This is a genomic window from Staphylococcus pasteuri, assembly GCF_003970495.1.
GTDB lineage: Bacteria > Bacillota > Bacilli > Staphylococcales > Staphylococcaceae > Staphylococcus > Staphylococcus pasteuri.
Genome location: NZ_RXWW01000002.1, coordinates 61,287 through 74,511, shown reverse-complemented (window position 1 = coordinate 74,511; position 13,225 = coordinate 61,287). Strand labels below are relative to the sequence as shown.

Annotated in this window: 11 protein-coding genes; 2 read left to right on the top strand and 9 right to left on the bottom strand. The window is 33.0% G+C overall.

Features of this window, described 5'->3' with window-relative positions:
* Positions 1-5: 5 nt before the first annotated feature.
* Together CD121_RS00395 and ggt are read left to right on the top strand one after the other, a co-directional pair.
* Positions 6-1,784 (top strand): ABC transporter substrate-binding protein, encoded by a 1,779-nt coding sequence (locus CD121_RS00395; RefSeq protein WP_126567246.1) that lies wholly within the window; start codon positions 6-8, stop codon positions 1,782-1,784.
* A gap of 42 nt (positions 1,785-1,826) precedes the next feature.
* Entirely contained in the window at positions 1,827-3,839 is a 2,013-nt protein-coding gene (ggt, locus tag CD121_RS00390) for a gamma-glutamyltransferase (protein ID WP_126567245.1), read from the top strand.
* Positions 3,840-4,098: 259 nt separating this feature from the next.
* Here ggt and CD121_RS00385 read toward each other — a convergent pair whose 3' ends face one another.
* The 9 genes from CD121_RS00385 to cntA all read right to left on the bottom strand — a co-directional run bounded on the left by CD121_RS00385 (position 4,099) and on the right by cntA (position 13,196).
* A complete protein-coding gene (locus tag CD121_RS00385) occupies positions 4,099-4,935 on the bottom strand; it encodes a Csa1 family protein (RefSeq protein WP_126567244.1) in 837 nt (278 codons plus the stop codon).
* A gap of 213 nt (positions 4,936-5,148) precedes the next feature.
* Positions 5,149-5,949: a CPBP family intramembrane glutamic endopeptidase gene (locus CD121_RS00380; RefSeq protein ID WP_126567243.1), complete on the bottom strand. Its 801-nt coding sequence runs from the start codon at positions 5,947-5,949 to the stop codon at positions 5,149-5,151.
* A gap of 235 nt (positions 5,950-6,184) precedes the next feature.
* Positions 6,185-6,823 (bottom strand): HD domain-containing protein, encoded by a 639-nt coding sequence (locus CD121_RS00375; RefSeq protein ID WP_017637771.1) that lies wholly within the window; start codon positions 6,821-6,823, stop codon positions 6,185-6,187.
* Between the two features lie 213 nt (positions 6,824-7,036).
* Positions 7,037-8,218, bottom strand: coding sequence for a staphylopine family metallophore export MFS transporter CntE (gene cntE / locus CD121_RS00370; protein WP_126567242.1), 1,182 nt, complete (start codon positions 8,216-8,218; stop codon positions 7,037-7,039).
* 11 nt (positions 8,219-8,229) lie between these two features.
* Positions 8,230-8,979, bottom strand: coding sequence for an ABC transporter ATP-binding protein (locus tag CD121_RS00365; protein ID WP_126567241.1), 750 nt, complete (start codon positions 8,977-8,979; stop codon positions 8,230-8,232).
* Positions 8,972-9,787: a staphylopine uptake ABC transporter ATP-binding protein CntD gene (gene cntD, locus CD121_RS00360; protein WP_126567240.1), complete on the bottom strand. Its 816-nt coding sequence runs from the start codon at positions 9,785-9,787 to the stop codon at positions 8,972-8,974. Before cntD ends, CD121_RS00365 begins: the two co-directional genes overlap by 8 nt.
* Positions 9,784-10,653, bottom strand: coding sequence for a staphylopine uptake ABC transporter permease subunit CntC (cntC, locus tag CD121_RS00355; RefSeq protein ID WP_107999825.1), 870 nt, complete (start codon positions 10,651-10,653; stop codon positions 9,784-9,786). The genes cntD and cntC overlap by 4 nt, the downstream gene beginning before the upstream one ends.
* Positions 10,650-11,585, bottom strand: coding sequence for a nickel/cobalt ABC transporter permease (opp1B, locus tag CD121_RS00350; RefSeq protein WP_126567239.1), 936 nt, complete (start codon positions 11,583-11,585; stop codon positions 10,650-10,652). The genes cntC and opp1B overlap by 4 nt, the downstream gene beginning before the upstream one ends.
* Before the next feature lie 12 nt (positions 11,586-11,597).
* Positions 11,598-13,196 (bottom strand): staphylopine-dependent metal ABC transporter substrate-binding lipoprotein, encoded by a 1,599-nt coding sequence (gene cntA / locus CD121_RS00345; RefSeq protein WP_017637777.1) that lies wholly within the window; start codon positions 13,194-13,196, stop codon positions 11,598-11,600.
* Positions 13,197-13,225: the final 29 nt, after the last annotated feature.

Here is a 13,225-nt window from a genome sequence, read left to right as displayed (position 1 = left end):
TTTATATGAAAAGAATTTTATTAACATTAACAGTAAGTTTAACTCTGATACTAAGTGGTTGTGGTGTACCTGGTAAGGATGATACGAAAGATAAAAACAAACAAGTCAACGTTAAAGGTACTAAACCGACGATTCGCTTTTTAGGTCAAGCGAGCTATCAAAATGATATGAACATTGTTAAACAACAATTAGAACGTGCTGGTTTTAACGTAAAGATGAATGTTCAACCTGATTACGGTAGTTACCGTACACAACGTCAAGCTGGTAATTATGATATTCAAATCGATGACTGGACAACAGTATTTGGCGATCCTAACTATGCAATGAATGCAATATTTAGCTCTACAGGCTCAAATAGTTTGATTAAAGACCCTAAAATCGATGCATTAATCAATAAAGCATCTAAAGAAAATACTTCTGAAGCTAAAAATACATATAAAAAGTTAGAAGATAAAGTGATATTCAACGAAGGATTCATGGCACCTTTATATGGTTCGAAGAAAAATCTCGTTTATGACAATAAAATTTTAAATAAAAATAGTGTTGGTTTACCTAATTCTCGCGCACTTATTTGGCAACAATTTGATTATAATGATAAAAAATTACGTAATACACGACCTTTAGTGATGACACAACCTGATGGTGAATTCCAATCTCTAGACCCTATTCGTTCTATTGCGCCTAATGTCTACAATATCAATATGAACATGTATACACGTTTATTAACACTTAATGATAATGACAAAATCACAACTGATGGATCACTTAGTCGTAGCTATACATCTAACAAAGATAACAATGCATTTTATTTCTTATTAAGAGACGATAACTATTTTGTAAAAGTAAAAAATGGCAAAGCAGAAAATACACATGAAAAAGTATTAGCAGACGATGTCCTATTCAGTCTCAACCGTGCTAGAGATAAAAATGCTGTTCCTAACCATGTGACTTATAATATGCATAAACATATTAAAGATATTACTGAGTTAACAAATGATGATAAGAAAAAACTTAAGAAGACTAAAACAGCATCTGGCAAATCGGTATGGGATACATTAACTAAAGGTTATAAAGTTAAAGATATAACAAATCAAGATAGTGAAGTTAATAATGCTGAAGGTAAATATCAAATTATTAAAATTACAACTGATCAACCAATGCCTAAAGAAGTTAACTATTTAACACACTCATCAGCAGGTATTTTATCAAAACATTATGTTGAAAAGCTGAAAGAAGAAGGCAAAGATTTTGGAGCACCTAATACTGTACCTAAATCTGATGACGGTCAAAATGAACTCGTTACTAGTGGTGCGTACATTATGACTAAAAAAGACAATTATCAAGCTACTTTCCAACGTAATCCAGGTTTTAATATCGATGAAAAAGACAGCTACGGTCTAGCTAAAATTAAGAATATTATTTTGAAATTCAATGGTGACCCAGCAAGTGCACTGTCCGAATTAAGAAACCATGCAATCGATATACTTGCTGACATAGATCAAAAACATTTTGAATTAATAAAATCTGATAAAGATTTAAGTATGATTAGTAAACATGGACGTAAATCAGTATTCTTAATTTTAAATAGTAAGAGTGGTGTATTTAAAGACAATCCACATTTAAGAAGAGCTGTGGTTAATGCTATAGACCAAGATCAATTCATTAAGTTTTACCGTGGAGATAAATTCAAAATAAGTTCACCTGTTACACCATTACTTGATACAGGTAATGAGCAAAAACAAGATTTAGATAAAGTTGAATCTGAGATTAATCAAAGAAAATAACTCATATCAAAGATTTCTATTTTAGAAAGAAGGCACTATTCGATGTCGGACACGCATTTCAAACATCATTTAACTTCACAAGAAGGCTTGGTTTCAGTGTCACATCCACTAGCAGCTAAAGTGGGAAAAGATATACTTGATAAAGGTGGAACTGCCGTAGATGCAGTGGTGGCTATTCAGCTAGTCCTTAATGTTGTTGAACCCTTTGCCTCTGGATTAGGTGGCGGTGGTTACTTATTATATTATGACAATACAGTCGGCGATATCATTGCATTTGATGCACGTGAAACTGCCCCTAACAATGTAGACAAGCACTTTTATTTAGATGAAAAAGGACACTATAAAAGTTTTTTAGAATTAACGACACATGGCTCTATCGTGGGGGTTCCAGGAATTGCAAAGCTCTTTGAATATTTACACAAACATTATTGCAAATTGAATTTAGCTAACTTGATCAACCCGTCGATTGAATTAGCCGAACACGGTCATCGTGCTAATTGGGCGATTGAAAAATATTCACAACAACAACTTAAAAGAATTAACAAGTACGATGAAACACGTCGTGTATTTACTAAAGAAGATGATAATTATATCCATGACGGGGATTGGATTAAATCTCCAGAAATAGCTCGTACATTACGCTTACTAAGAGATAAAGGGTTTGGCGCATTTTATACTGGCAATATCGCGAAACAATTGGTAAATGTTGTAAACAAATATGGTGGGACAATTAATGAAGAAGATTTAAAGCATTATAATATTCGTATCAAACAACCTATAACTGCCCAATATCGAGACTATCAAATACATTCTATGGGTCCTTCAAGTTCAGGTGGTATCACATTGATACAAATTTTAAAAATCCTTGAATTTTTTGATTTAAAAAGTATGGGATCCCGTTCCATCAATTATTTACATCATCTGATTCAAGCAATGCAAATTGCCTATAGTGACCGTGCTAAATATATTGCTGATGATGACTTTTACGAGGTACCAGTTAGCGAGCTTATTGATGAGGATTATTTAAAACAACGTAGCGAAATCATTGATCAACATATTGCTAATTTTAATATTGAACATGGTGAGTTAAGTAATAGTTCTCGTGTAGAAAGTCATACTCATATAGATGAAAACCATACCGAAACGACACATTTTTCTGTAACAGACCGATTTGGTAACGTAGCTTCTTTCACTACATCTATAGGAATGATTTATGGTTCTGGTATTACAGTTCCAGGTTACGGTGTTTTACTTAATACCACAATAGATGGCTTTGATGTTGTTTTAGGTGGTATTAATGAAGTCGAACCTCGTAAACGTCCATTAAGCAATATGGCCCCCTCAATCATCACTAAAAATGGCCATCCTATTATGGAAGTTGGCGCACCAGGTGCAATTAGTATTATCGCTAGCGTCGTACAAACCATTATTAACGTTTTAGACTTCGGGATGTCTATCCAGGAAGCAATTGATGAGCCAAGAATATACACAAGTAACCCTTCTCGTATAGAATGGGAACCACAATTTGATCAAACACTTATTTTGAAACTTATTGCCAAGGGGCATGCTTTTGAACATCGACCTGATCCTTATATTGGCGATGTACATGGTTTACAATTTTTGAAAAATGGTGTTATCGGTGGCGCTGATAATACGAGAGAAGGAACGGTTGCAGGTGGCCCTATCTATGATGTCAGAGAGAAAGAGAATGATTTAAATATCGATGATTTTACGCAGTATCATATTGAATACAATCACGTGAGACTACCTTTATTTAAGAACCAGATTATTAAGGAACATGGTGATTTTTGGTTAAGAAATGATGTTGTCGAATTGCTATTTGATATTAATGAAAAAGACTATGAAGTCGAGTATTTTATTGAAAAACAAGGTCAGGATAGTCGTTTTATCAATATTGAACAACTTGCTCATCAATTAAATTATCAATTTCATAAAACTGAAAATGGTATTTCTATTTATAAAGATACACAACAACGCATTACCGAAACACAAGCCAAATACTATCGATACGATAGAGACAGTATCACAAGATAACAAACAAGCTGAGTACCACGAATTGGGTGCTCAGCTTGATTTTTGTTTTTTTATTTATATATCATTTTGAGATATTATGTAATAACTATAGCCTTATATTGATTATGAGATATTTGTGTTTCCATCATAACCATAAACATCATAAGCAAACATATTTTGTTCTGCATCTAATAAATATTTCTTTTGTCTACATATTCAATTAGTTTATACCCGACATACTATAAAAAATAGTTACTTTTATTAATTTCACCATATTATTTTATTCAATACTCACTTCATTATCCTCTTCGTCTTCTGATGGTGTAAATTCGATGATATCTGTATAAGTTATGGTTTCTTTGTCATTATCTACAAAATTATATTCTATATGTTGGTCACCTATTTTACGAGCACCCATGTTTCCTGATTCATCAAATAAAACTTTTGGCGCTTTATTCGTATTAATATCAAAACGGTTTTTAATCTCTTTTACATTTTTATCTTTATTATCAAGTTGATATTCTGCGGTATAAGACGGTCTATCACCATAACTATAAGTTATGGTTCCATTTTTATAATCTTTAATATCACTATAATCAGCAAATTCTACTAAAAATTTAAAATTATTTATCTTCTGTTCTAATGATTTACTAATCCCCTTTTCTTTTGCTTCTTTAGTTAATTTAAGCTTTTTGTTTTTATATTCAACGGGATAATGTTTTTCCTCTTTATCATGTTCATAAGTCTCACTGTTATAATTATCTTTATCTATAAAGTAATAACCACTAGCATCATGAGTCTGTCTATTAAATTTCATCTCAACACCTTCAGTTACAGTGTCCCCTTCTTCACCTTTACGTTTCGTTGTAAAGGATTTGAGTTCCCATACACCTTTGTCGTCGGCTTCTAATCCCCTGCCACCTTTTTCTTCAGCTCTTATCCCTTGTTTATCAAATAAAACATCAAGATTTTTCATAGGAAGTGGCTTAAATATATGTGAAAGACTACCTTTAATTGCGTTTTCTTTAGTAATTTTAAATCCATAATAACCACTTATAATGATGATTACTGCAATGATTGGTAGTAATATAACACTCAACAATTTTTTAGAAATCAACTATAAGTCACTTCTTTCTGTATTTTAATGAGTCAATCCACCTTGTTCTTTGTGATTTACATTTTCAATTTTTAATAAAATCTTTTCATGTAAGTACTAGACCTGTTTTAGCGAAACATTAATATGTTCTTATAATAATTTTTCTCGTCGACTGCTTTTTCGAAAGGAATATGTTATCTACTGTAACCTCCATTTATCTCAACTATCACTTTATTATTTAAACAATATATAAAAATAATTGATGAGTATCATAACACCAATAAGCCCATTATGAATCATATGTACTGTCATACTGTCTTTAATATTACCTCTTCTTGAGTAAGCAAGATAAAAAATCATACCCATTATCATATACATTAAAAATGCAATAATATTATTAATGCCATGTTGTGAGGCGAAGACAATCGATGAAAGTATGAAAGGCAGCCAGAATACTGATTTTCTAAATAGTGTTTCTTTAAAAATGCCTCTATAAATCAATTCCTCTAGATATGGAACTAAAAAAGTAAGTGTAATCACAAATATAATTACGGGAAATACTTGTCCAAGTTGACTAGCGTCTTGTGCTTGAGCATTGACGTCACCAAATAGCAATTTATCATTATCTGTTTGCATTGAACCAGTGGTTAATTTTAGTAAGTATGTGAATCCATATACAACTAGTCTTAATATAATTGCCCAACCTATGGCTATACCTAAGTCTTTACGACTAAAACCTTTTGTTTTTTCATATGTATGATTTAAGTAGTATCGTCTTATTAACCAAATCACTATAGCAATAACAAAAAGATATAGAATAGTACCTATTGTTATACTTAAAACCTCAGCTTTAACAGAAAGACTTACAAGAGTTATTATTGCAATAACTGGTAATTGTGCTAATATCATCCAACCTATAAATATTAAAATATTTAGCGCAAGATTTCCTTTAGGTTTGATATCATTACTTTGTTCTTGATTAAATTGATTTCTATTTACATCTACATTATCGTTATCAAATCTATTTTCTTCCATATCAAAACCACCTTATATATCTTAATATTTAAAACTAATTAATTATATAATTAATATAACATTGCTCCTAAATAAAAAATAGTTGATTAGTATTCTTTATTTTTATAATTATCATTAAAAATTGATTAGAATGATTTTTCAAAACAAAATAAAAAGCTCCCGCACGTTAGTACGAGAACTCCTTAATTTAAATTCCTATTTAATTTTCATATTCCGTCGAACTTAAGTTCCAAATCTAATGATCCCAATTTGAACGTAAAATACATGAACAGAAGTTATTTTGAGGATATTCTGGTTCAAAATATTTAATAACATCAGATTTGATATTACCAAATGTTGTTTCTGGTTTATGTTTGAAACCATCGTAGAATGCTCTAATAACATCGTGTTTAAAATTACCACGTGGAAATTTATCTACGACTGCTTTTCGAATTTCATCAGAATATTGATTCCAATTATCTCCCATCACATCCATACCAACACCATGGTATAACAGTGCTACGTTATTCTCTTTATGCTCTGCTACTCCAAGTGTCGTATGCAATGCAATAGAATCCCATGCTAATTGTAAATCTCTTTCATCATAGTTATACGTTTCTAAAAATTGTCTCACCGCATTAGCGCCGTCTACTTCAAAACGCAAATCATCGCTACTATATTGATTAGTTAGACCTAAATCATGGAATAAAGCAGTAATATATAGTAACTCTTTATCGTATTTGAGTTTATCTTGAATACCTTTAACTTCTCCAAATAAATATACTCTATTTGAATGATTCCAAATTAATTCATTACCATATTCGTGAACAATACCTTGTGCATCTTGAACAATCTTACTATCTGGAACAGTGACTTCATTAATATCTCTAATCATGGTTATACGACCCTTCTTATTGTGATATTACATCTATTCCACTAACCAGGTATTGTTAACCAACAATCGTGTTGTAAAATTACTGTTGAAGAAGGATTTCCTATGGTTACTACTTCAGAACACATTTTCATATCAAAAAGTAGACAATCACTTAGTTTAAAAAACAACCGCTTAATATTTCTAATTCAATGACTGCGTCTAAAACAGGCCTTTCTATTTAACATAACGCGTCCCTTTAAACACACTCATCACGATCATACACACAACGAGCAATCCGCAAATGGTATACATCCAGCTAAATCCTACTAAATCTGACAAAGGGCCCATCAGACTTCCACCTAATGACACACCTAAGTCTGCACATGCAATAAATAAACCTAATAGCATATTACGACCAACTTTCGGTAACACAAAACTTAAATACGACGTTAGAGTTGGATAAACAAGCGCTTGTGTCATACCAATCAATACTGCACTACTATAAAATATAACCGCATGTATGTGAGGTCCAATAGCGACTAACATCGCTGCAATGGCAAGTAACATCAGTACACTTACCATATACAATGGATGCCACAATCCATCTGATGGAATGTATTTACGTAAATAAATTCTAGCTAATACAACCGCTATCGCTTGAATCGTTAAAAATATACCAGCATCTGCAAATCCGAATTTTACAGTATATAATGGAACAAATGTACTCACGGCTCCAAAGACTATCGACACAATAATCATAATTAATCCACTCGTTAACAGCTCTTTATTTTTAAAAAATTGTGCAAACACAGTCACACCATTAAAGGGTAAACGTTCAACTTTATGACTAGTATCAGGCTCCTCACCTGCAAATGAGACACGATAACCAAAGAATGTTGTCGTTAACGCTATAGCAATCATGACTACGGCAAATACTGACATTCGATCCAGATGCCAAATACCTATAGCAATGAGTGGTCCTACTAGATTAGGTATCGTTGAAAATAGAGAGTATAAAGAGACACCTTCTGAGCGATGTTCTTCAGGTAAAGCATCTATAATACCTAGTTGTAGCGACATCGAAAAGAACGCCGTACATACACCCTGCATCACTCTTGCTAAAAAATATCCCTCTAATCCAGTAAATCCATATAATATCAGTGCACAAGCATTAATAATCAAAATAATATGTAGTACTTTAATTGGACCAACACGTGCAATAATTTGTCCTGCCCATGGACGAAAGACCATTGCAGTCAACATGTAGGCACCCATAACGATACCTATCATTGTATTGGTTGCACCTAAATCATGACCTCGTAATGGAATGAACACATTCAAAATGGCATTCGCACTAAAGAACATGAGAGTTAGTATATATAATCTTAGAAATGGCCAAGCCATTGCACCTTTCATTAACTCACTCCTTAGAATGATAGTTGTTTCTCTATTAACGCTTTTGTATAAGCATTACGTGTTGTATTTAAATGGCATGTGGGAAGGCTTTCCACAATTTGACCATTTTTAAAAATCACTAATTGCTCACATAAATACGTTGCTGCTTGAATATCATGGGTAATAAATATATAGCTTAAGTTCCGTTCTTCTTTTAACCGTTTCAATAAATCTAGAATTTGAGTTTGTATCGACATGTCTAGCGCACTAATCGCTTCATCAAATAAGATATATGTCGGATTAATGCATATCGCCCTTGCAATAGCAACGCGTTGTGCCTCTCCGCCCGATAACATATTAGGATATTTTTCTAGAAAATCACTAGATAATCCTACCTCATCTAATAATTGAATTGCCGTTGTTTCCATTTCTTTCAAGCTTTGTTTATCGTACTGGCACATGACTTCAAATAAAATGTCTCTTACAGTTTGAAAAGGATGTAATGACGATGTATAGTCTTGAAATACTGCACTAATTTGATGACGTCTTACCTTTTTTATATACATCGGTTGCTCATTTAATGTCACGTTACCTTTGTCTGGTCTTTCAATGCCTAATATCATACGACTTAGTGTAGACTTACCACTGCCACTCTCACCGATAATAGCGATAGATTGACCTACAGGACAATCGAAGCTTACATCTTTAACGATAGGTTCTGTTTTAGAGCTAAATCGCGTTCGTTTGTCATAATGCTTTTCAACATTTGATATTTTAAGCATGACAATCTCCTCTCATTACACGTTGAAAATAATCATTCACCTTTTGCTTTGTGGATAATAAATATTTCGTGTACTCATGTTGAGGATCATGCAAGACCGCTTCTTTAGTTCCTTCTTCAACCAATTGTCCCTCTTTCATAACGAGTACATTATCTGCAACTTTATGAATAACTGTTAAATCATGCGAAATAAATATCATGGCACAATCAAAATGTTGTTTAATATCTTCAAATGCTTCCAACACGTCAAATTGATTAATCGTATCCAATGCAATTGTTGGTTCGTCTGCAATAATGAGTTTTGGTTTTAATGCTAATGCTAAAGCAATCATTAACCGTTGCAGCATGCCACCTGACAACATATATGGATAAGATGCCAAAATGGTTTTAGGATCTTTTAAATTCATATACGTCATATATTTAATAAGCGTTTCTTCAATTTCTTGTGTTGATAAAGACGTATGTGCTTGCATTGTTTCCATCATTTGTTTGCCGACTCTTGATGACGGATCAAAAGCTCTTGCACCTTGCTGCATGACCATCGCAATATCTTTACCTCTATATTGTCGTAATTGTTGCTCTGACAAATTCAATAGTTGTTGACCTTCAAAACAAATGTCTCCAGTAACTTTAAGACGATTAGGATTAAGTCCAATTAATGATTTACAAGTAATGGATTTACCACTACCACTTTCACCTATTAAACCTAGTGTTTCACCATGTTCAACTTGAAAGTTAATATCATCAACAAGTACATTACCTGTCCAAGAATCTATAATTGTTAAATTATTTACTTTTAACAACGTCATTCATGCATCACGCCTTTCTTAACTGCACGTAATTTTTCTTTTGAAGAAATGCGTGGATCTATTGCCACTTGCAACGCATCTGATAGAAAATTGAATGCCATAACAATAATGACAATAACAATACCAGTAGTCACCATTAATTCAGGATGAGTAAACATCACTTTACGTGCTTCATTTAACATCATGCCCCACTCCGCTGTTGGTGCTTTTACTCCTAAACCTAAAAATGAAAATCCTGACATTTGTAATATCATAGAACACATGGCACTACTAGAAATAACGGCAATATCGCCTAATGTTAATGGAAGAATATGTTTACGAATAATCAATAAATGACTCATACCAATCGTTTTAGCAAATTTTACATGATCGGCTGCGGTATATTGCATGACACTAGTACGTATTACACGGCAGAACCATGCCCAACGTGTAAGTATAAATGCCAGAATAATATTTTCCACACCCATTCCGAATAATGTAATTAACGCTAAAGTGACAACGTAACTTGGGAATGCCAACATGACATCACAACATCGCATAATCAATGCATCAATATAACCCCGGAAATATCCAGATATAAATCCGAGTATGGCTCCAATTGCGACCGATACAAATAATGCAATCAATACATATAATAAGCTTGGTCGAATAGCATAAATAATCCTCGTCAATATATCTCTTCCTAAATGGTCTGTGCCTAACCAATGTGATGTGCTAATACCAGCAAATTTATTCGCTGTATCGATATGATTGGGTTCATGGACTGTAATGAGCGGTGCTGTTAACCCGAGTATGATATAAGTCGCTATAACAATTAATGCAATTACTGCACCTTTATCTTGTAATAATCGTTTTAAAATCATCATCTTGTCGCCTCCCTCAACCTAGGATTCAACAAGGCATTAATAATATCTGCCAGTGTGTTAAAGACAATAAATAATACTGCAACAATTAACACGTAAGCTTGTATAACTGGAAAATCATGTTCGACAATTGCTTTAATACTCAATTGTCCTAATCCTGGCCAAGCAAAGACATTTTCAACAACGACTAAACCACCCATAATCATAGGTATCGACATACAGAAAATAGATACAGCGACTTTTAATGCATTGCGTAATACGTGTTTTAATAAGGTTATAGTATGTACACCACTCGCTTTTAAATACATCACATACTCCTCATTAAGTTGTTCAATCATCGCTCGTCGTACATTTCTAAAGTAAATACCTGCATATGTCATTGTGATAACTACTACTGGTAATATATAACTTTCTGGTCCTGTTAATCCTGATGTTGGTAATAAATTTAACTTAACTGATACAAAAATAATGAGCATTGATGCTACCCAATATGATGGTAAAGCTGTTAAAAAGAATGCTATCAATCGTATTACTCGATCTGTACTACGACCTCTAGTTAGTGCACTCACCACTCCTAAAAAGATAGATGTCACCATAACTGATAGACTAGAAATTAATGTTAATTTTAATGTATTCATAAATGCAGGACCTATACGTTCTGAAACCGGGTCTCCTGTAATATAGCTCGTCCCAAATTTAAATTGTATTGCTTGTTGTAACCATTCTTTATATTGAATAAGAATAGGTGCATCAAGACCATACTTCTTTTTCGTCTCAGTAATTAATTGCTCTGTAACATTCGGTGTTCCTTGTGCATGTAGAATTGTTACAGCAGGATCTTCATTGGATAGGTACGTCATCATAAATGTCATAAAACTCACTACAATCAATAACGGAAACATGAGTGCAATACGTTTTATTATTAATTTGAACATTTAGATGCTCCTTTATTTATATTGCATTTCATTAAATGGTAATTCATATTGTGATTGCGTGAAGGATACATTTTTTAAGTCTTTAGGTGCTACTACGGTCATACTGCCATGAGAAATTGGAATAAAGACACCCTCATCATCGACTTGTTTTAAAATGTGTTGATAAGCTTTTGAACGTTCTTTCGCATTTTTAATTTTGAATGCATTGTCGATATTGTTATATAACTGTTGTTTGTCTTTAATACCTGATGTAGCAGTTTCATAACCTGTTTTTGATTTGAATGCAGCAATAGTACTTTGTGGATCATAAAGTAATCCCCATGTCTGATTGAACATTAAATCATAGTCACCAGATGTACGACGTTCAGCAATTTTATCTGATGTTTCACCATTTATATTTAATTTGACGCCTAACTTTTTAAATTCTGCTTCTAAAAATTCTGCCTGTTCTTTCTGACTTGTTGAGTCTTTGTCATAGTACATTGACATAGCTAAGTCTTTACCGTCTTTTTGACGTACGTGTTTATCTTTATTTAACTTCCAGCCTGCTTTATCTAATAATGCTTCAGCCTTTTTCTTATCAAATTGACGCGTAGGCATATTAAAATTAATATCTGTCACGTTCTTTGCAAAAAGTTGTGTAGCTGGTTTTTCTTCTCCATCAAGAATGTCTTTGGCGATTTTATCGCGGTCAACCATGTGTCCAATGGCTTGTCTAACCGATTTGTTACTTACCGCACTATCTTTCTTACCAGCGTTAGCAACAATCATTTTGGTATTCATCGGTTGGCTACGTTTGACTTGGTAATTTCCAGTTTCTTTGAGTTGTTTTAAACTATCATTATCTAAACTATCTGTACCTCGATCATCAGTAAATGCAAAGTTAGTCTCACCTTTTTTCATAGATAAGAATGCTGTTTCTCCTGCTGGTTTAACCTTTGCTTCTACCTTATTTAATTTAGAAGATTCTCCCCAATAGTGTTGGTTTTTATTAAAGGTAGCAGATTCATCTTTCTTATGTTCGCCCATTTTGAACGGACCTGTACCATCAAACGATTTCACGCCATCTTTAGTCGTTCCATGTTTAAAGTCTTTAGGTGATACAAACACATATGGACGAGGCATTGCTAATTCTGCTAATGCAGGTTGATATGCTTCTTTCAAATGAATTTGTACCGTGTATGTATCTTTCACTTTGACATCATCAATTAATGTCGAAATCTTTAACCATGAATGTAACTTTTTGTTTTGTTGTATGGCGTCAATATTTTTCTTCACAGCGTCTGCATTAAACTTTGAACCATCATGGAATTTGACGTCTTTTCTTAGATGAAACGTATACGTCTTGCCGTCTTTAGAGATGTCCCATTTCTTAGCTAATAATGGTTTGATACCATCTTTAGTGTTACGTACTAATGGTTCATATATCATACTTTCCGCTGACATTGATCCACCATAAACATGAGGGTTCATATCACCAATATCCTTTACAGTTGTATAGGATAATGTCTTTTGATCCTTTTTATCTTGTAATGCCTTATCGCCACCGCATCCCGCTAATACAATTCCTGATGCTAATAAAATTGCGCTTATTTTAGTTTTTGTTTTCATTAATTTTTCCTCTTTCTATATTGAAAAGT